The organism is Streptomyces sp. NPDC006259 (genome assembly GCF_042870975.1).
In the GTDB taxonomy this organism is placed as follows: Bacteria; Actinomycetota; Actinomycetes; order Streptomycetales; family Streptomycetaceae; genus Streptomyces.
Genome location: NZ_JBIAHY010000003.1, coordinates 287,886 through 308,667, shown reverse-complemented (window position 1 = coordinate 308,667; position 20,782 = coordinate 287,886). Strand labels below are relative to the sequence as shown.

The 20,782-nt window shown below is 72.8% G+C and carries 12 protein-coding genes; 5 read left to right on the top strand and 7 right to left on the bottom strand.

The window, feature by feature from the left end:
* Positions 1–79 precede the first annotated feature (79 nt).
* From ACFYO5_RS12780 to ACFYO5_RS12750, 7 genes are all read right to left on the bottom strand, one after another.
* Positions 80–4,021, bottom strand: coding sequence for a glycoside hydrolase family 2 TIM barrel-domain containing protein (locus tag ACFYO5_RS12780; RefSeq protein ID WP_388707744.1), 3,942 nt, complete (start codon positions 4,019–4,021; stop codon positions 80–82).
* A 168-nt stretch (positions 4,022–4,189) separates the two neighbouring features.
* Complete coding sequence (locus ACFYO5_RS12775) at positions 4,190–8,506, bottom strand: molybdopterin-dependent oxidoreductase (RefSeq protein ID WP_388707741.1); 4,317 nt, start codon at positions 8,504–8,506, stop codon at positions 4,190–4,192.
* A gap of 296 nt (positions 8,507–8,802) precedes the next feature.
* Positions 8,803–9,312 (bottom strand): O-acetyl-ADP-ribose deacetylase, encoded by a 510-nt coding sequence (locus ACFYO5_RS12770; RefSeq protein ID WP_388707739.1) that lies wholly within the window; start codon positions 9,310–9,312, stop codon positions 8,803–8,805.
* Between the two features lie 52 nt (positions 9,313–9,364).
* Positions 9,365–10,777, bottom strand: a complete 1,413-nt coding sequence (locus tag ACFYO5_RS12765) for an NAD(P)/FAD-dependent oxidoreductase (RefSeq protein ID WP_356561744.1) — start codon at positions 10,775–10,777, stop codon at positions 9,365–9,367.
* A 221-nt stretch (positions 10,778–10,998) separates the two neighbouring features.
* Entirely contained in the window at positions 10,999–11,847 is an 849-nt protein-coding gene (locus ACFYO5_RS12760; protein WP_388707737.1) for an inositol monophosphatase family protein, read from the bottom strand.
* 118 nt (positions 11,848–11,965) lie between these two features.
* Positions 11,966–13,795 carry a gamma-glutamyltransferase family protein gene (locus ACFYO5_RS12755; protein WP_388707735.1) on the bottom strand — a complete coding sequence of 610 codons (1,830 nt, stop codon included), beginning with the start codon at positions 13,793–13,795 and terminating at the stop codon, positions 11,966–11,968.
* 854 nt (positions 13,796–14,649) lie between these two features.
* Positions 14,650–15,567 carry a LysR family transcriptional regulator gene (locus ACFYO5_RS12750; protein WP_356561462.1) on the bottom strand — a complete coding sequence of 306 codons (918 nt, stop codon included), beginning with the start codon at positions 15,565–15,567 and terminating at the stop codon, positions 14,650–14,652.
* A 127-nt stretch (positions 15,568–15,694) separates the two neighbouring features.
* Here ACFYO5_RS12750 and ACFYO5_RS12745 point away from each other — a divergent pair, with 127 nt between their 5' ends.
* The 5 genes from ACFYO5_RS12745 to ACFYO5_RS12725 are packed head-to-tail and all read left to right on the top strand — an operon-like array spanning position 15,695 to position 20,762.
* Positions 15,695–16,696: a fumarylacetoacetate hydrolase family protein gene (locus ACFYO5_RS12745; protein WP_388707731.1), complete on the top strand. Its 1,002-nt coding sequence runs from the start codon at positions 15,695–15,697 to the stop codon at positions 16,694–16,696.
* Positions 16,693–17,655 carry a cyclase family protein gene (locus ACFYO5_RS12740; protein ID WP_388707728.1) on the top strand — a complete coding sequence of 321 codons (963 nt, stop codon included), beginning with the start codon at positions 16,693–16,695 and terminating at the stop codon, positions 17,653–17,655. The genes ACFYO5_RS12745 and ACFYO5_RS12740 overlap by 4 nt, the downstream gene beginning before the upstream one ends.
* 23 nt (positions 17,656–17,678) lie before the next feature.
* On the top strand, positions 17,679–18,809 hold the full coding sequence (locus ACFYO5_RS12735) for an FAD-dependent oxidoreductase (RefSeq protein WP_388707725.1): 1,131 nt from the start codon (positions 17,679–17,681) through the stop codon (positions 18,807–18,809).
* Entirely contained in the window at positions 18,806–19,825 is a 1,020-nt protein-coding gene (locus ACFYO5_RS12730; RefSeq protein WP_356561454.1) for an amidohydrolase family protein, read from the top strand. Before ACFYO5_RS12735 ends, ACFYO5_RS12730 begins: the two co-directional genes overlap by 4 nt.
* 4 nt (positions 19,826–19,829) lie before the next feature.
* Positions 19,830–20,762: a VOC family protein gene (locus ACFYO5_RS12725; protein ID WP_388707722.1), complete on the top strand. Its 933-nt coding sequence runs from the start codon at positions 19,830–19,832 to the stop codon at positions 20,760–20,762.
* The last annotated feature ends 20 nt before the right edge of the window (positions 20,763–20,782 follow it).

Here is a 20,782-nt window from a genome sequence, read left to right as displayed (position 1 = left end):
ACAGAGATCAACAAGGTGTGTCCGATATCGCCGCGGAAGGGGACCGCCGGCGGCTCCGGCGGGCCCCTTCCGGGTGCGGCTACTGCGTCGCCGTGGGCCGGCGAGCGGCGGCCGTCGCCCGTGAGACGCGCTGGAGCGGACGCAGCCGGTAGCTGTAGGCGTGGTCCCGGTCGGCGAACAGCTTGTACTCGTCGTGGGTGTGCGCGCCCCAGCTGTTGTCGCCGCCGACCCCCATCTGCCGGTGGTTCAGGCGGAGGACGACCTCGGGGCGCGGGGTGAGCTGGTAGTCGTGGCGGGCGCCGACCGACAGGTCCTCGGGCGTGAAGTGGGAGGCGTTGACCTCCAGCAGCGGTTCGCCGGTGGCGAGCAGGCCGACGCCGTCGCGGTCGGTGAGGGCGACCCAGCGCACGTCGGTCCTGTTGCCGTTCTCCTGCGGGCGGATGTACGGCGTCCACAGCCCGGTGACCGTCCCGGAGTAAAGGCCCACGTCGGTGCCGTCGTTGCGGTCCCAGTGGTTCTCCTCGGGGCCGCGCCCGTAGTAGTGCACGTGTTCCAGACGGGCCGGCAGGAACAGGATGCTTCCGATCTCCGGGATGTACGGCAGGTCGGCGGCGCCCGGACGCAGGGTGTGGTCGACCTTGATCTCGGCGTTCCCGAAGACGGTGTAGGTGGTGGTGTACGTCGACGGTGTCGTGGTCGGCAGTGTGCCGGTGACCTCGATCTCGACGGCCCGGTCGCGCAGGGCGCGCACGCTCACGCCGGTGACCGTGCGGCGGGTGCCCGCGTCGCGCCAGGTCTGGTTGCGGGTGTGCTGGCCGTTCCCGTGGTCGTTGTCGGTGGGCGCCCGCCAGTAGTTGGGTGCGGGCCCGGAGGTGAGGAGGCGGTGGCCGCCGGCCTCGTAGGAGGTGATGACGCCGGTGCGCTTGTCGACGGTGACGGAGAAGTCCCGGCCGGTGACGGTGACCGTCGTGTCGCCGTCCTGGTGGGTGAGGGCGGGAACGTCGCGGAGGGGGACGGGAGTCACGGCGGGGCTGCCCGCGTCGACGGGGATCTGTTGCCGCGCCACCTCGAAGCCGGCCCTGGCCCAGGGGGTGGACTCCTTGAGGGTGAAGGAGAGTTCGAGGAAGTACTCGCTGCCGGGCGACGGGTCGGCGGGCAGCTTCAGGGGGACGATGATGTCCTTGCGGCTCAGGGGCGGGACGTCGAGCTGGCCGCGGGTCAGCCTGCCCTTCTGTGTGACCTTTCCGTCGGTGACGAGCGACCAGTGACCGCGAAACCGGCGCAGGTTGGTGAAGAGGTGCTCGTTGATGAGCGTGACCGCGCCGGGGGCGCCGCCGGGCACCGGGGTGGCGTTGACGGCCTGGTAGACGCGCTTGACCTCGGCGGCCTTGCCGGTGTGACCCCGGTCGGCGGTGATGAGGCCGTCGGCGACGAAAGCCCCGTCGTTGGGGAGGTCGCCCCAGTCGCCGCCGTAGGCGAGGAAGGTCTTCTCGTGCGGCTGCTTCTCGTCGACGGCGACGGTCGCCGCGTCGAACCAGAACCGCACACCGTCGTCGTCGGGGCCGCGGCCGTCGTCGGCGAGTTCGGCCGCGGTCAGCGCGCGGGCGTAGACGCGGGCGCGGCGGATGCTGCCGCTGAACTCGCGGGTGTGGTTGTCGGTGTCGTTGCCGAGGGCGAGGGGCGCGGTGTTGCCGGCGGGGCGGCGGGTGGTGGTGCGGGTGGCCCGCTGCACGCCGTCGACATACAGGGTGAGGGTGCCGGCGTCCGCGTCGAAGACGCCCGCGATGTGGTGCTCGCGGCCGGTCCAGTCCTCGGGAACGGTCCAGTTCGCGGTGATCCACTGGCCGCCGCCGTGGATGAAGAACTCCAGGGTCCGGTCGCTCTGCTTCAGGGCGTACTGGGTGTCGCCCTTGGCGATGAGGGGCTGGTGGTATCCGGTGAAGCGCGGGGTCGCCCAGACCTCCAGGGTGAGGGAGCCGGTCAGGTCGAGGCGGGGGTCGCGGGCGAAGACGGTGGCTCCCGAGACACCTCGGGTGCGGTCGAAGGTGCCGCTGGACGCCATCAGTTCACCGCGCAGCCGGGCGGGGCCGGTCTCGGTGAACAGCGTGCGCGCCGGTGTGGGCCAGTTGAGGGACTGGTCGACGAAGTCCCAGATCCAGCCGCCCTGGAGGACGTCGTGGCGGCGGACGAGGTCCCAGTACTTCGTGAAGTTGCCGGTGGAGTTCCCCATCGAGTGGCTGTACTCGATCATGACGTACGGCCGGGTGTCGGCGGTGTCCTTCGCGCGTTGTTCGACGCGTTGGGGGCTGTCGTACATCTCGGAGCGGATGTCGCTGACGCCGGGGCGGTCGTCGCCCTCGTACTGGATGACGCGGGTGGGGTCGTAGGAGCGGATCCAGTCGTGCATGGCGGTGAAGGTGCTGCCGCCGCCGGCCTCGTTGCCGAGGGACCAGATGACGACGGAGGCGTGGTTCTTGTCGCGGTGCACCATGTTCTGGGCGCGGGCCACGCAGGCGGCCGTCCAGTCGGGGTGGTCGCCGGGGTACTCGGAGCGGATGCCGTGGGTCTCCAGGTTGGTCTCGTCGACGAGGTAGAGGCCGTACTGGTCGGCGAGTTCGTACCACTGCGGGTTGTTCGGGTAGTGCGAGGTGCGGACGGAGTTCATGTTCAGCCGCTTGATGATCCGGATGTCCTGGATCATGTCGGCGCGGGTGAGGGCGGTGCCGCGGGCGGGGTGCATCTCGTGCCGGTTGGTGCCGCGGAAGGAGACGGGGCGGCCGTTGATGCGCATCAGCCCGTCCTTGAGGGCGAACTCGCGCAGGCCGACCCGGTGGGACAGGGTTTCGATGACCTTTCCCGCGGGGTCGCGCAGGTGCAGCACGGCCGTGTAGAGGTAGGGGTCCTCGGCCGACCAGAGGCGGGGTGAGGGAACGGCTCTGGCGGCCCGTACGGTCGTCTCGCCGCCGGCGGCGAGGTCGACGGTCTGGCGGAGCGGCCGGGGCCAGACGGGATGTCCGGCGGCGTCGTACAGAAGGGTGTCGACGGTATACCGTCCACCGGATACTCGTTCCTGGCCGCCCTTGCCGCCCTTGCCCTCCTCGCCGCCCTTGCCGGCGTAGTCCCGCACGCTGGCCGTCACCGCCAGCTCGGCGGTGGTGTGGTCGGCGCCCAGCGGCGTGTCCAGCTTGAAGTCGCGCAGGTGGACGGTGGGGGTGGAGTACAGGTGGACCGAGCGGAAGATGCCGCTCAGCCGGATCATGTCCTGGTCCTCCAGCCAGTCGCCGTCCGAGTAGCGGTAGACCTCGACGGCGATCTGGTTGGTGCCGGGCCGCAGGTGCTCGGTGATGTCGTACTCGGCGGGGGTGTAGGAGTCCTCGTGGTAGCCGACGAGGCGGCCGTTGATCCACACGTAGTGCGCGGACTTGACCCCCTCGAAGTGCAGGAAGGTCCGCCGCCCCGCCCAGTTCCGCGGCACGGTGAAGGTCCGCCGGTACTGGCCGACGGGGTTGTAGCGGGTGGGCGCGGCGGGCGGCTGCGGGTTCTCACCGTGGCCGTTGGGGCCCCAGTAGGGGTAGGTGATGTTGAGGTAGATCGGGCGGTCGTACCCGTGCATCTGCCAGACGGACGGCACGGGCAGGGTGTCCCAGTCGCTGTCGTCGAGGTCGGTGCGGTGGAAGTCGGCGTCGCGGTCGTCGGGGCGGTCGGCGTGCGCGAACTTCCAGGTCCCGTCCAGGCTGAGCCGGTAGGGGGAACGGGTGCGGTCGGCGGCGAGGGCCTGCGCGAGGTTCGCGTACGGCATGAGGGTGGTGTGGGGCGGTTCGGTGCCGAGCCGGAAGACGTCGAGGTGACCGTTCCACTCCGGGGTCGTCTCCGCGGCGGCCGCGCGTCGGCCGGCGGCGGGGCCGGCGAGGGCGAGCGCGCCGAGAACGGCGGCCGATCCTTCGAGGAGACGACGACGGCTGACGACCACCCGCTGGGGGCGGTCCGGCCGGTCCATGGACGACACGTGCGGGTGCGACATGACCATGACCTTCCTCGGGGCGAACCGTGCGGCTGCACGGGACGGAGGGTGCGTCAGATCTTGTCCGTTGCTGTTGAGAAACCGAACAGGGGCGCGCCGATATTGGCCGAATATCAACTCAACTCGGCGCAACGCGACTTGACGAGGATCACCGTGGGTGACCGGCCGTTAGTACACGTCGCGTACGTACCGTTTGTCGGCTGCCAGCTGTTTCACGTAGGCCGCCGCCTCCGACTGGTCGAGGCCGCCGTGGACGACGGCGATGTCGCGCAGGGCCTGGTCGACGTCCCTGGCCATGCGGGAGGCGTCCCCGCAGACGTAGAAGTGGGCGCCGTCCCGCAGCCAGGACCACAGCTGGGAGCCGTGCTCGCGCATCCTGTCCTGGACGTAGACCTTGGCGCGCTGGTCGCGGGAGAAGGCGGTGTCCAGGCGTTCCAGGGTGCCGTCGGCCAGCAGGGCGGTCAGTTCCTCCTCGTAGTAGAAGTCGGTGGCCCGGTGCTGCTCGCCGAAGAACAGCCAGTTGGGGGCCCGGTGGCCGCGCGCCCGGCGTTCCTCCAGGAAGCCGACGAACGGCGCCACCCCGGTGCCGGGACCCACCATCACCATCGGGGTCGCCGGATCGGCGGGCGGCCGGAAGTGCGGTGAACGCTGCACGTGCACCGGCACCTCGGTGCCCGGTCCCGCGTCGGCCAGGAAGGGTGAGCAGACGCCCTGCCGGGGACGGCCCGCCAGGTTCTCGTAACGCACCACGGAGACGGTGAGCGAGACGAGATGGGGGTCGGTGAGCGGACTCGAGGAGATGGAGTAGAGGCGTGGCTGGAGCCGCCCCAGCGCCTCGGCCCAGTCCTGCGCCCCGGCCCGGACGCCGAACTCGGCGGCCACGTCGACGGCCTGCCGCCCCCAGGACCACTTCGCCAGCTCGCCCTTGTTGTCCGGGCGCAGCAGCTTGCGCAGCTCTCGCGGGTCGCGGGCGCGGTCGGCGGTGAAGCGCAGGAGGGCGGGGGTGATCCGGGTGATGTCGAGGTGGCGCAGCAGGGCCTCGTCGAGGGTGGTCTCGCCGACGCCGTTCAGCCGCACCCGGACCCGCGCGTCGAGACCGGTGACGGCCAGCCACTCCTCGACCAGCGCCGGCGAGTTGACCGGACGTACGCCGAGGGCGTCGCCGGCCTCGTAGCCGAGCGGCGTCTCGCTGTCGCGGGTGTCGAAGGTGAAACGGCGTACCTCCTTGCCGGAACCCGGCTGGCTCAGCAAGCGGTTTCCCACCAGACGGGCGGTCACGGGAGCGGGACGCCCGGAGCGCCGTGCGGCGGCGGTGACCGACGGGGAAGGCGCGGTGGGCGTGACGGGTGGGGTGAGCGTGACCGGTGCGGCGAAGGCGGCGGGCGCGGCCGGCGCGAGGGGCAGGGCCGGCGCGAGGGACACGGTCGGCGGCAAGGGTCGTACCGCGTCCTCGCGCCGCGCCTGCCCGGGCTCCGCCTGCCCGGGTTCCGCCTCCTCGAGTGCGATGAGCACCTGGTCCAGCCAGGCGTCCGCCTGCGGCTCGTAGTCCGGTTCGCAGTCCGTGCGGGGTGCCAGCCGTACGGCGCCCAGCTCGTCCATGCGGCGGTCGAGCCGGCGTCCGTGTCCGCAGAAGTCGTCGTAGGAGGAGTCTCCGAGGGCCAGGACGGCGTACCGGCGGCCGGTCAGGCGGCCGGCGTCCAGGTCGGCGAGGTCGTCCCAGAAGCCGGCGCCGTTGTCGGGGGCGTCGCCGTCGCCGAAGGTGCTGGTGATCAGCAGCAGGTCGGCGTCGGAGGGCAGCGCGGCCGGGTCGGCCTCGTCCATGGCGACGAGGGAGGCGCTGTGGCCGCCCGCGGCGAGCCGGTCGGCGGTGGCGGCGGCGACCTCCTCGGCGTTGCCGGTCTGCGAGGCCCACAGGATCACCACCCGGCGTCCCTCGAAACCCCCCGGCGCCGTGTCGGTACGGGTGTCGGTGCGGGTGTCGGTGCGGGAGTACATCCTGGCGAGGGTGCCGTTGACCCAGACGGCGTGGTCGGGGCTGAAGGGCGCGTCCGGCGGCAGGACGGGAACGCCGGGGGCGCCGGCCGGTATCCCGGCGAGGAACCCGACCAGGTACCGCCGTTCCCGCTCGGTCAGGACCGGCGGCGGGACGGGCTCCAGACCGAACACGGAGGCCGCGGAGGGGGCCGGGTGGGCGACGGACGGGACGGACGTGGCCGAGGGGGAGGTGGCGGAGGGGAGGGGGACCGCCGCGACGGCGGCGTGGACGGCGCTCGGTTCGACGGTCGGGGTCCGCGCCGGGGTGCTGCCGGGCGCCCGCACGCTCACCGGCGTCGACACCCTGCTCAACGACACCGCGCACACCTTCAGCTCCGGCTGGAAGGACAGTGGGTCGACGGCGTCGCTGGTCACGGCGTTGACGCTGAGGTACTCGCCGAACAGGTCGTTCCAGTGGAAGGGCGCGAAGCAGGAGCCGGGCAGCACCCGGTCGGTGACGACGGCGGGCAGCACGGCCCGGCCGCGCCGCGAGGCGACCTCCACCGAGTCGCCGTCGGCTATGCCGAGCCCGGCCGCGTCCTCGGGGTGCACCTCGACGAAGGGGCCCGGATCGAGCTTGTTGAGCTTGGCCACCTTCGCCGTCTTGGTCAGCGTGTGCCACTGGTGCTGGAGGCGGCCGGTGTTCAGGACGAACGGGTAGTCGTCGTCCGGCATCTCGGCGGGCGGCACGTGCGGACGGGCGTGGAAGACGGCACGGCCGCTCGCGGTGGGGAAGGTGAGCGAACCGTCCTCCTCGACGTAGCGGACGGGGTTGCGGTCGGGGCCGTCGACGGTGGCGGCCGGCCACTGCACCGGGGTGGCGCGCAGCCGCTCGTACGTCACCCCTCGCAGGTCGTAGCCGGTCTGCGGGTTGTGGAAGCGCTTGATCTCCTCGAAGATCCGCTCCGCGCTGTCGTAGGAGAAGCCGCTCTCGAAACCCATCGCGCGGGCTACGGCGGCGATCAGCCGCCAGTCGGCCATGGCCTCGCCGGGCGGGTCGGCGGCGGGCCGGGCGAGGGTGAGGTTGCGTTCGCTGTTGACCAGGACGCCCTCGGACTCGGTCCACAGCGCGCCGGGCAGGACCACGTCGGCGTAGGCGTTCGTCTCGGTCTCCGAGAAGACGTCCTGCGCGACGACGAACTCGGCCGCCTCCAGGCCCTCGATGACCGTGCGGCGGTTGGCGACGGAGGCGACGGGGTTGGTGCAGATGATCCAGCAGGCCTTGATGTGGCCCTCGGCCATCTTCCGGAACATCTCGACGGTGCCCTTGCCGACGCCGTCGGCGCGGATCGTGCCGGGCGCCAGCCCCCACACCTCCTCGGCGAAGGCCCGGTCGGCGTCGACGAGCACGGAGCGCTGTCCGGGCAGGCCGGGTCCCATGTAGCCCATCTCCCGGCCGCCCATGGCGTTGGGCTGGCCGGTGAGGGAGAACGGCCCGCTGCCGGGACGGCAGATCTTGCCGGTGGCGAGGTGGAGGTTGACCAGCGCGTTGGTGTTCCAGGTGCCGTGCGTGGACTGGTTGAGGCCCATCGTCCAGCAGCTGGTCCACTCCCCCGCCTCGCCGATCAGCCGGGCCGCCTCGCGCAGGTCGGCCTCGGGGATGCCGGTGATGTCCGAGACGGTCGCGGGCGGGTAGTCGGCCAGGAACGGCACCATCGCCTCCCAGCCCTCGGTGTGGGCGGCCACGAAGGCGGGGTCGGTGTGGCCGGCCTCGTGCAGGAGGTGGAGCAGCCCGTTCAGCAGGGCGAGGTCGGTGCCCGGCCTGATCTGGAGGAACAGGTCGGCCTTGGCGGCGGTGGCGGTGCGGCGCGGGTCGACGACGATCAGCTTCGCGCCCGCTTTCACCCGGTCCATCATCCGCAGGAAGAGGATCGGGTGGCAGTCGGCCATGTTGGAGCCGATGACGAGGAAGACGTCCGCCCGGTCGAGATCCTCGTACGAGCCCGGCGGGCCGTCCGCCCCGAGGGACAGCTTGTAACCGGTCCCCGCGCTGGCCATGCAGAGCCGCGAGTTCGACTCGATCTGGTTGGTGCGCAGGTAGCCCTTGACCAGCTTGTTCGCGAGGTACTGCGCCTCCAGGCTCATCTGGCCGGAGACGTAGAGGGCGACCGCGTCGGGGCCGTGCTCGTCGACGATCGCCCGCAGTCTGCGGGCGGTCTCGGCCACGGCCGCGTCGACGGGCGTCGGCTCGGGTTCCTCGCCCCGGTCCGCGCGGACCAGGGCGGTGGTGAGCCGGCCCGGCGCGGCGAGCAGATCGGCGGTGGTCGCCCCCTTGGTGCACAGCCGTCCGAGATTCGCCGGGTGCTCCTTGTCGCCGGATGCCTTGAGGACCGTACGGCGTCCGTCCGGTCCGAGGCCGACGTCGAGGAGCAGGCCGCAGCCGACGCCGCAGTACGAGCAGACCGTGCGCACCTTCGTCGTGCTGTCGGTCCGCGGGTCCGGCACGGCCACGGGCGCCCCCTTCTTTCTGACGATCGGCCTGGTGAGAGCCGCTGCGAGGCTTCTGCGACGGTACGAACCGCGCATTACGCAGGTGTCTCCCGGACCGGCCGTCGGGGGTTAATCCCGGCGCACAGCGGGGGGTGGCCGGATGTGAGCGGGCAGCCCCACGGGGGTCCGCGGCCCCGCAGCCGCCGCGGTGGCCCCGCGTGCGGGTCATCGGCGACGGTGGGTGCCGGAGGCCGGAGGGCGACGCGGTTGCCGGGAGCGGAAGCCCCGAACGGCATGCGGGGCCTGCCGTGGCCCCGTCAGCCCAGCCGCGCGGCGAACGCCGTGTACGCCCGCTCGTCGAAGAGGACGAACCTGACCTCCTCGACCGCCGTCGGGGTCGCCCGTACGGTCTCCACCGCGATCCGCGCGGCGTCGTCCAGGGGCCAGCCGTAGATGCCGGCGGACACGGCCGGGAAGGCGACGGTGCGGGCGCCCAGCTCGTCGGCCACGCGCAGCGACTCGCGGTAGCAGGAGGCCAGCAGCTCCGAGCGGTCCTCGTCCGCGCTGTGGCGTGGGCCGACGGTGTGGATCACCCAGCGGGCGGGGAGCCGGCCCGCGGTGGTGGCGACGGCCTGGCCGGTGGGCAGGCCCTTGCCGTGGTGCGAGGCGCGGAGCGTGCGGCACGCGTCGAGGATGGCGGGTCCGCCGCGGCGGTGGATGGCGCCGTCGACCCCGCCGCCGCCCAGCAGCGAGGAGTTGGCGGCGTTGACGACGGCGTCCACGGACTCCGCGGTGATGTCGCCCCGCACGAACGTGATGGCGGTCATGACGGTTGTCCTCTTCCTGCCGAGCGGGTGCTGTGTCGCTGTGACGGCGGCGTCAGGCCTCCTGCCGCAGCTTGCGCCAGACGGCCTTGGCCGCGTTGTGGCCCGACATGCCGTGGACGCCGGGGCCGGGCGGGGTGGCCGAGGAGCAGATGAATACGGCCGGGTGCGGGGTGGAGTACGGGAACAGGGAGAGCCTGGGGCGCAGCAGGAGCTGGAGGCCCGAGGCCGCGCCGGTGCCGATGTCGCCGCCGACGTAGTTGGCGTTGCGGGCGGCGAGTTCGGCGGGGCCGGCGACGGCGCGGGCCAGGACGCGGTCGCGGAATCCGGGCGCGAAGCGTTCCAGCTGGCGTTCCATGGTGTCGGTGAGGTCGCCGGTCCAGCCGTTGGGCACATGGGCGTACGCCCAGAAGACCTGCTTGCCGGCCGGGGCGCGGGTGGGGTCGACGACACCGGGCTGCACCGTGATCATGAACGGCTTCTCCGGTGGGCGGCCCTGCCGGGAGGCGGCGTGCAGGGCGGCGCCGATCTCCGCGCTGTCCGCGCCGATCTGGACGGTGGTGGCGCGGCGGGCCTCCTCGGCGGTCCAGGGGACCGGGCCGTCGAGCGCGTAGTCGATCTTGTGGACGCCGGCGCCGTACCTGTAGCGCTCGTAGAAGCGGCCTAGGCCGGCGATGCGGGCGAGGGCGGTGGGCGAGGTGTCGAAGACGTAGGCGCGGGCCGGGGGCAGGTCGTCGAGGCGCTTGACCTCGTAGTCGGTGTGGATGGCGCCGCCGAGGTCCGTCAGATAGCCGGCGAGGGCGTCGGAGACGGCCTGGGAGCCGCCCCGGGCCACCGGCCAGCCGCGGGCGTGCCCGGCGAGCGCGAAGACCAGTCCGACCGCGCCGGTGGCGAGGCCGCCGAGGGGTGCCATGACGTGGGCGACGAGTCCGGCGAACAGGGTCTTGGCCTTCTCGTCGTGGAAACGACGTGTCAGCCAGGTGGACGGCGGCAGGCCGACCAGTCCGAAGCGGGCGAGGGTGACCGGGTCGCGGGGCAGCGCCGTCAGCGGCAGGGACATGAAGTCCCGCGCGAGCACGTCCCACTTGCGCAGGAACGGCTCGACGAGCCTTCGGTACGTGCCCGCGTCGCGGGGGCCGAAGGAGGCGGCCGTCTCGGCGACCGAACGGGACAGCACGGCCGCGCTGCCGTCGGGGAAGGGGTGCGCCATGGCCAGCTCGGAGTGCAGCCATTCGAGGCCGTACCGCTCCAGGGGCAGGGCGCGGAAGGCGGGCGAGTTGATGCCCAGGGGGTGCGCGGCGGAGCACGGGTCGTGGCGGAAGCCGGGGAGGGTGAGTTCCTCCGTGCGGGCGCCGCCGCCCACCGTGTCCCTGGCCTCGAAGAGCGCCACGGAGAAGCCGCGGCGGGCCAGTTCCACGGCTGCGGTCAGGCCGTTCGGCCCCGCTCCCACCACCACGACATCGAGCATCGACGACACTTGGACCCCTTCGTCAGCCGGCGGCCTCCCGGTCAGGATATGCCGGGGGTGGGACAGCGCGGGCGGCCCGGTCGGACTGCGGGCGTGGGCCTCACCGCGGGCCTCGGCGCGGGGTGGGCCTCGAAGCGGACCTCTACGCGGGCGTGAGCCTCTACGCGGGCGTGGGCCTCGAAGCGGACCTCTGCCCGGTGCGGGCGGCGGCACGGCCGGGGTCAGGGGCGGGTCCCGGACAGCAGGCCGGTCACCCGCCGGGCCGTCGCCGCGTCCCGCGCGGCCGTGAACGGCAGGGTGTTGCCGCCCTTGATCCTGAACGGCTCGCCGCCGAGGGTGAGATGGGCGCCACCCGCCTCCTCGACCAGCAGCAGGCCGGCCGCGTGGTCCCAGGCCGCCTCCCAGGAGAACGCCGTGGCGTCCAGCTCGCCCCGGGCCACGGCGAGGTACTCCAGGCCGGCCGAGCCGCAGGCGCGCGGGGCGACGCCGTCCGTCCACAGGGCCAGCAGGGCGCGCTTCTGGTCGTCGGTCGTGTAGTCGGGGTGGGAGGTCGCCACCGTCAGGTCGCGGCCGGGCGCGGGCGGCCCGGCGAACAGCCGCTCGCCGTTGAGGAAGGCGCCGCCGCCGCGCACGGCGGTGGCGAATTGGCCGCGGGCGGGGGCGTACGTCCAGGAGGCCCGCACGACGCCGTGCCGGGCGAGCGCGACCAGGGTGCAGAAGCCGTCGTCCCCGTGGACGAACTGCCGTGTGCCGTCGACCGGGTCGACGATCCACACCGGGGCGTCGCCCTGTATCGCCTCGTAGCTCGCCGGGTTGGCGTGCACCGCCTCCTCTCCGACGACGACCGAGCCCGGCAGCAGGGCGCCGAGGACGTCGGTGAGATACAGCTCGGCATTGCGGTCGGCGTCCGTGACCAGGTCGTGCGGCCCGCTCTTCCGGTCCACCTGGTGCGCGGCGAGCTGCCGGAAGCGCGGCATGATCTCCGTGGCCGCGGCCTCGCGGACGGCTTCCGCCACGTCGGCGGCGTGGCGGGCGAGAAACTCGTCGATGGTTTCCGTGTCTTCGATCATGCTTCCATGAGAACACGCCCCACTGACAATCCCCGGCCCGCCGGTGCACAGCGGGTGGAATCGGGATGAAGACGAAGGAAGACGAAGTGGGGGCGGGAGTCGGGGTCCGCCGCCCGCCTCAGCGCCCCACCGCATAGCCCTGCATGCCCCGTGGGTTCGCCGCCGCCGACAGGATTCCCGTCTCCGGGTCGCGGGCGACCGCGCACAGCCGGCCCTCGGACCACGCGTCGGCGACGGTCACCTCGTGGCCGCGCCCGCGCAGGTCCTCGATGACGGCGCGGGGGAAGCGGGACTCCACGGTCACGCTGCCCGGCCGCATGCCGCGCGGGTAGAAGGAGCCGGGGAAGGCGTCGTTGTGCCAGTTCGGGGCGTCGATCGCGCCCTGGAGGTCGAGGCCGCCGCGCACCCGCGCGCGGTGGGCGACGGCGAGGAAGAAGTGCAGCTGCCACTGGTCCTGCTGGTCCCCGCCGGGGGTGCCGAACGCGAGGACCGGGACGCCGTCGCGCAGGGCGATCGACGGCGTCAGGGTGGTACGGGGGCGCCGGCCCGGGGTGAGGGAGTTCGGCAGCCCCTCCTCCAGCCAGGTCATCTGCAGACGGGTGCCGAGCGGGAAGCCCAGTTCGGGCACGACCGGGTTCGACTGGAGCCAGCCCCCGCTGGGCGTGGCCGCGACCATGTTGCCCCAGCGGTCGACGACGTCGAGGTGGCAGGTGTCGCCGCGGGTGGCACCGTCCGCGGCGGTCGCGGGCTCCCCCGGCACCGGTGACGTCGAGGGCTTGGCGACGGTCGGCTCACCGGCGCCCATGGGGCTGAAGCCGGGCTCGTCCGTGGCCACCACGCGCGCGTGGGCGCTCAGCCGGGGCTCGCGTCCGCCGGGGCGGCCCGGCCGCAGCTCGTGCGAGGCCCTGCCGCCGATCATCGCGCGTCGGCCGGCGTTGTAGGGGGCCGAGAGCAGCTCGTCGAGCGGGACCTCGGCCGCGTCGCCGTACCAGGCCTCCCGGTCGGCCATGGCGAGTTTGCAGCCCTCCACCAGGAGGTGGACGTGGTCGGCGGAGCCGTGGGCGGGCAGCTCGGGCGGGAGGAGGGCGAGCTGCTGGAGGAAGACCGGGCCCTGGCTCCAGGGGCCCGCCTTGCACACGGTCCAGCCGTTCCAGTCGTACGTCGCCGGCGCCTCGTAGGTCGCGGACCAGCCGGCCAGGTCGGCCGCCGTGAGCGTGCCGGTGTGGTGGGTGCCGCTGGTGTCCAGGGTCGGGCGCCGGGCCTGCCGGACGAGGGCCTCGGCGATGAATCCGGTCCGCCAGACCTCGCGCGCGGCCTCGATCCGGGCCTGCCGTCCCCCCGCGCCGGCGGTCTCGGCGAGGAGCCGCCTCCAGGTGGCGGCGAGCGCGGGATTGCGCATCAGCCGGCCAGGGCGGGGGGCCTCGCCGCCGGGCAGGTAGACGTCCGCCGAGGACGTCCACTCGGTCTCGAACAGCTCGCGTACCGTCTCGACGGTGGCGCCGACGTTCTCCACGGGCGCGTGCCCGTGCTCGGCGTATCCGATGGCGTACTTCAGGACGTCGTCGAGGGACTTGGTGCCGTGGTCGCGCAGCAGGAGCATCCACGCGTCGAAGGCGCCGGGGACGGCCGCCGCGAGGGGGCCGGTGCCGGGGACGAGGTCCAGTCCGAGGCCGCGGTAGTGGGCGACGGTGGCACCGGCCGGGGCGACGCCCTGTCCGCACAGCACGCGTACCTCGCCGTCCTTGGGGGCGAGCAGGATCGGCACCTCTCCGGCGGGGCCGTTGAGGTGGGGTTCGACGACGTGCAGCACGAAGGCGCCGGCCACGGCGGCGTCGTAGGCGTTGCCGCCGTCCTCCAGGACGGCCATCGCCGACTGGGAGGCCAGCCAGTGGGTGGAGGACACCATGCCGAAGGTTCCGCTCAGGGTGGGACGAGTCGTGAATCGCATACCTGACCTCGGGGTTCGGGTGCGTCGAAGGGCTGTGCGCGACAGCGGAGCGGGCCACCGGGGAGAGCGGGCGCGAGCCCGTCCCCTCCCCGTGGCCCGCCTCGGGCCACCGGGTCAGGCCGCCGGCGTCGGCCACTGCCGCACGCAGCGTAAATGCCCGCCACCGACCGGCGCCACCCTCCTCACCAGGCCGAACGCGTCTCTGCCGGATCCGGCCGGCGCATCAGGTCGTCGTGGTCCCGCGAGTGCCGGGCGGAGGGCGAGGCCGAGCAGGTGTCCGGTGCGTGTCACGGTCGGACTCCGGGCGGGAAGGGAGAGTGAGGGTGGCTGGAGCGATGTGCGAGCTGTCGGGGCGGGGCCCCCGGGCGGCGGCTCGTCCGGCGTCCACTCGACCGGTGGAGAGGCCGCGCGAACCACCGGCGACCGGAGTGCCGACGGCAGTCAGCCGAGGGTGAGGGACCGCTGTGCGGTGACCGCGCGGGACGAGCGCGCCGTCGCGAAGGTGTGGACACCCGGGACGAGCGTCATCGCTCCCGGCCGCACGTACCGGTCTGCGCGGCGGCGTTGTCGTAGGTGATCTCCACGGTGACGGGACGCCCGGCGGTCAGTTCGGCGGTCCCTGGAGCGGATAGTCGTAGGGGCCGAGGCAGAAGCGGGCCATCTGCCGGGTGCCGGAGGTCTGCCCACCCCCGCCGTCATGGACGTTGTGGATGGCTTCCATCCGCCGCATGGATGGTGTCCGTCGCTCTTGGCCGGCGCGAGCATCGCTCACGGGCGGCGCGCCCATCGCTCCTGGACGGCGCGAGCACCGCTCACGGGCGGTGCGTCCGCCGCTCTTGCGCGGCGGGCCGCGCTCACTCCTCCGGCTCGTCGGCCATCCGTCTGCCGACGCGGGCCGCCGTCTCGCGCAGCCAGATGTGGGCCGCGTCGTGCGTGTGCACGGGATGCCACCACATGGCCTCCCGCAACGGCACGGCCTCGTACGGCGGCGGCACCACGCGAACGCCGGCGAGCGGCGCGAGGAGCCGGGCCAGACGAGCCTGGATGAGGGCGATGCGCCGGGTACCGGCCACCAGCAGCGGAATGATCTGGAAGCTGTCCACAGAGACCTCGACCCGGGGCTCGACGCCCAGCATTCCCAGCTGGCGCACGGCCGGGGCGTCGTAGGTGCGCTGGTAGGTGACCCAGGGCAGTCGGGCCAGGTCCTGGCGGGTGAGACGGCCGTCGACGCTGGGATGGTCGTCGGCGACGAGGAAGACCCAGCGGTCCCCGTACAGGTCGGTGGCCGGGAAGTCGCTGATGACCCCGTGCGGCATCAGCAGGCCGTCGGACGTGCTCAGCAGCGCGTCGGTGGCGTCCACCACCGTGGTCGGGGTCTGCGCGAACCGCAGCCGGATGCCCGGAGCCTCCTCATGCATGACCCGGGCCAACTCGGCGCCGAAGACCGCGACGGCGTAGTCGGACGCGATCAGTCTGAACTCGCGTTGCTCTCGGGCGGGATCGAAGTCCGCCTGGCTGGCGAAGAGGCGCTCCAGCACGTCGTACGCCGTGGAGGTGCGGTCCAGGAGCACCTGACCGAGGGCCGTCAGCTCGTAGTGTCCGCCGACCCGGGCGAGCAGGTCGTCGTCGAAGTGGCGGCGCAGCCGGGACAGGGCCGCGCTCATCGCCGGCTGGCTGAGACCGACACGCCGCCCGGCGCGGGTGACGTTGCGCTCCTCGAGGAGGGCGCGCAGGGCGACGACGAGATTGAGGTCCAGGCGACTGAGATTCACGGCGATTTCCCTAACGGTCCGGCGACGACCTGCGGGAATTCGTTCGGTGGATGAGAGTCATCCACGGAATCGATTTCCGTGATCGTGTGTGGCGGGTCCAGATTAGTGCCCTCGCCATCAGGAGGACATGTCCGTGAAACCTGAAGCCGCGTCCGCACTCTTCGCCGGACCCTTCGCACTGGCCACCCTTTCCGCTCCCGAGGGGCCCGCCTTCCCCGCACTCGTCACACCCGACGCCCAGGTGCTCGACCTGCGTCCCGTCCTCGGCTCCACCGGCCTGACCATGCGCGGGCTCCTGGACGACTGGGACGCGGTGGCACCGCGGCTGGCCGCACTCGCCGAGGACGGCTCGCTCGTGCGCGGCCCGCTGGCGGAGTTCCGGGTGCACGCCCCCGTCGAGCCTCGCCAGGTGTTCCAGTCGGGCGCCAACTACCGGCAGCACGTCATCGACCTGCACGTCGCGCACCGCGCGCCCGGTGACGACCGGCCTGAGGCCGAGCGGCGCGCGGAGGCCGCGGACATCATGGACCGGCGGGCGGCCGAGGACCTGCCGTACGTGTTCATCGGCCTGCCGAGCGCGGTCACCGGTCCCTACGACGACGTCGTGCTGCCCACCTGGGCGCAGAAGCCCGACTGGGAGTTGGAACTGGCCGCGGTGATCGGCCGCCCGGCCCACCGGGTGTCCGTCGAGGAGGCCCTCGACCACGTCGCCGGCTACACGATCGCCAATGACCTGACCGACCGGGCCACCGTCTTCCGCCGGGACATGCCGCAGATCGGCACCGACTGGCTGCGCAGCAAGAACGCCCCCGGGTTCACCCCGCTCGGCCCCTGGATCGTGCCCGCGGGGTCGGTCGCGGACACGGGCGATCTGCGTCTGAGGCTGAAGCTGAACGGCGAGACCATGCAGGACGAGTCCACCCGGGACATGATCTTCGACGTGGCGCGGATGGTCTCCTACGCCTCGCAGACCGCCCGCCTCCTGCCCGGCGACCTGGTGCTGACCGGCTCCCCCGCCGGCAACGGCATGCATTGGGGCCGGCTGCTGCGCGACGGTGACGTCATGGACGCCTCCATCACCGGACTCGGCGCCCAGCGCACCCGCTGTGTGGCGGAGGCGACCCGGTGACCTTGGACCGCACCGACCCCGAGGGCTCGATCGCCAGGGCCGCGAAGGCGTACTCCAACTGGGGTCGCTGGGGCGACGACGACGTGCTCGGCACCCTCAACTTCCTCGACGAGGCCAAGCGTCGCGAGGGCGCCGCACTGATCCGACGGGGCGTCAGCTTCTCGCTGTCCCAGCGCTTCGACATCGACGGCCCGCAGAAGGGCTGGCGGCGCCGCACCAACCCGGTCCACACCATGCTGGACACCGGCACCGACGCGGCCCTCGGCAACCAGGGCCTGCCGCACGGCATCGGCGGCGCCGACGACGTGATCGCGATGCCGTTGCAGTGCTCCACCCAGTGGGACGGCCTGGGCCACATCTTCGACCACGGCAGGGCATGGAACGGCCGTGCCGCCGAGAAGGTCGTCACCTCCGACGGCGACCAGGTCACCGGTATCGAGCACATGGCCCCGCACGTCGCCGGACGCGGAGTCCTCCTCGACGTCGGCCGGGTCGTCGGCGAGGACGGCGAGCTGCCGGACGGGTTCGCGATCACCGAGGAGCACCTGACCGCCACCGCCCGGGCCCAGGACGTCACGGTCGGCCGCGGCGACCTCGTGCTCGTGCGTACGGGCCAGCTGGCCCGGGTCCGCCGCGCCGGCTGGGGCGAGTACGCCGGTGGGCCCGCCCCCGGCCTGTCGTTCACCACGGCCGGCTGGCTGCACGGCAGCGAGATCGCCGCGCTCGCCACCGACACCTGGGGGTTCGAGGTGCGGCCCAACGAGTTCGAGCACGCCTTCCAGCCGCTGCACCAGGTCGCCATCCCCCACCTCGGCCTGCTCATCGGCGAGATGTGGGACCTCGAGGCCCTCGCCGACGACTGCGCCGTCGACGGCGCGTACGACTTCTGGCTCACCGCGGCGCCACTGCCCATCACCGGCGCGGTCGGTTCCCCCGTCAACCCGATCGCCGTCAAGTAGACCGAGGGACGAAGGAGTTCTTCATGACCCAGCCCCGCACGGTTCTCGTCGTCGGTGGCGGCGCGGCCGGCAACGCCGTGACGCTTCTGCTGCGCCGCGCCGGTCTCACCGTGGACCTGATCGAGGCCAGGGACGACTGGAACGCCACCGCCGGTTCCGGCATCACCCTCCAGGGCAACGCCCTGCGCGTCCTGCGCGAACTCGGCGTGTGGGACCAGGTGGAGGCGTCCGGCTTCGCTTTCGGCTCGGTCGGCATCACCGCCCCCGACGGCACCGTCCTGCACGTGCAGGACGACCTGCGCACGGGCGGCGACGACCTGCCCGCCACCGTGGGCATGCAGCGCCCCCGGCTCCAGCAGATCCTGATCGAGGCCGTCCGGGCGAGCGGTGCCACCGTCCGTCTCGGCACCACGGCCGAGATCCTGGACCAGGACGCCGGCGGTGTCTCCGTACGCCTCAGCGACGGCACCGGCCACCGCTACGACCTGGTCGTCGCCGCCGACGGCCTCGGCTCCGCCACCCGTGCCGCGATCGGCATCACGGTGAAGCCCGAACCCACCGGCATGGCGATCTGGCGCATCGCCGCCCCACGCCCGGCGGGAGTCGTCCGCACCGATCTCGCCTACGGCGGCCCGGCCTACATCGCCGGCTACTGCCCGACCAGCGAGACGACGCTGTACGCGTACGTCGTCGAGGCCAACCGCGACCGCGCCTCCATACCGGCGGCGACCCACGCCGACGAGATGCGGCGTCTGGCCTCGGCGTACGGCGGTTTCTGGCCGGAGATCACCACGCACCTCACCGACCCGGCGAAGGTCAACTACACCTGGTTCGACCGGCTGCTGGTCGAGGGCTCCTGGCACCGCGGCCGGGTCGTCCTGGTCGGCGACGCCGCCCACTGCTGTCCGCCCACCCTCGCCCAGGGGGCCGCCCTGTCGCTGGAGGACGCCTGGGTGCTCGCGCAGATGCTCACCGCGTCCGAGAACTGGGACGACGCGTTGTTCCAGGCGTACTACGAGCGGCGGATCGCCCGTGTCCGGCCGGTCGTCGAGGCGTCCGTGCAGATCGGGCAGTGGCAGCTCGACGGAGTGCGCGACGCCGATGTGCCCGCTCTGATGGCCCACACCATGACCATGCTGCGGGAGCTGCCGTGACCGCGCCGGAGTTCGGGGCGTCCGCCCCCACCGTGGACGTGCACGCCCACGTCCTGCTGCCGGAGGTCGAGGCGCTGGTGGAGGGGGAGCAAGGGCTCGCCGAGGCGCGGGCCCTGGACGCCCGCCGCAACGGCCCGGCCGCACTCGCCGTCAGCGGACCCATGGTCCGCGAGCGCCTCCCCCGCCTGACCGACGTGACCGTGCGGCTGGCGGCCATGGACGCCCAGGGGGTGGACCTCCAACTGGTCAGCCCCTCCCCGTCGCACTACCACTACTGGGCCGACGAGCCGACCGCGGAGAAGGTGTACCGGCTCGCCAACGAGGCGACGGCCGCGCACTGTGCCACCGCCCCCGACCGGCTGCGCGGCCTGGGCCTCGCTCCGCTCCAGCACCCCCGACTCGCCGTCGAGGCGCTCGACCACGCCCTCGCGCAGGGCCTGCTGGGCGTGGAGATCTCCAGCCACGCCCCCGGCCGCGAACTCTCGGACCCGGCCTACGAGCCCTTCTGGGCCCGGGCCGAGGAGACCGGTGCCCTGCTCCTCCTGCATCCCTTCGGCTGCACGCTCGACGAGCGCCTGGGCCAGTGGTACCTGTCCAACACCGTCGGCCAGCCCACCGAGAACGCCGTCGCCCTCTCGCACCTGGTCTTCTCCGGTGTCCTCGACCGGCACCCCGGACTCAGGCTGATCGCCGCGCACGGCGGCGGCTACCTGCCCACGCACATCGGCCGCTCCGACCACGCCTGGTCGGCCCGCCCCGACGCGGGCGCCGGCTGCGCGCACCCGCCCAGCAGCTATCTGAAGCGGCTGTACTTCGACTCCCTCGTCCACGATCCGCACGTGCTGCGGGAACTGGTCCGGGTCGCCGGGGCCGACCGGGTGCTCCTCGGGTCCGACTTCCCCTTCGACATGGGCACCGAGGACCCCGTCGGCGCTCTGCGCGCCGCGCGACTGCCCGAGGCCGACTTCCACGCCGTCCGCGGCGGCAACGCCGCCGCCCTCCTCCGCAAGGACTGACGCCATGCGCCTGCTCACCCACCTGCGGCACGTCGACCTCGCCGTGCCCGACTACGACAAGCAGCTCGACTTCTACTCCGGCGTCTGGGGCCTGACCAAGGTCGCCGAGGACTCCGGCATCTCCTTCCTGGCCGCCGAGGGCTCCCCCGAGCAGTATGTGGTCCGGCTCCGCAAGGCCGACGAGAAGCGCCTGGACCTCGTCTCCTACGGCGCCGCGTCGGCCGCCGACGTCGACACCCTCGCCGAGCGGCTCCTCGCCGGCGGGGTCCAGCTGATCACGCGGCCCGGCACGGTGGACACGCCCGGCGGCGGCTACGGCTTCCGCTTCTTCGACGTGGACGGACGCACGATCGAGGTCTCCGCCGACGTCGAGGTCAGGCGGCACCGCAGGATCGAGGAGAAGGAGGCCATCCCGGTCAAGCTGAGTCACGTGGTCCTCAACTCCCCGGATCTGCAGCGCACGCGGGAGTGGTACGAGCGTCACCTCGGCTTCGCGCTCTCGGACACGCTCAGCTCGCCGCACATGGGCGAGGTCATGCACTTCATGCGGATCAGCAACCAGCACCACTCCATGGCGCTGGCCAAGGGTCCGCACACCTCGCTGCACCACGTCTCCTTCGAGATGCGCGGCATCGACGAGTACATGCGCGGATCGGGCCGTGTCATCCGGGCCGGCTTCCAGAAGATCTGGGGCCCCGGACGGCACATGGCCGGCGACAACACCTTCACCTACTTCCTCGACCCGCACGGCAACACCGTCGAGTACACCACCGAGCTGGAGTGCCTGGACGAGGACACCTGGCACCCCCACGTCTACGACTTCTCCAAGCCCGAAGTCACCGACCAGTGGGGCACCGCCAACCCCATGAACGAACTCGTCGCCAAGGAGTCCTTCAACGACCCCGACCGCGGCGTCTTCGTCGCCCCGCCGGTCTGAGCCGCCCCGATCGACCCCGC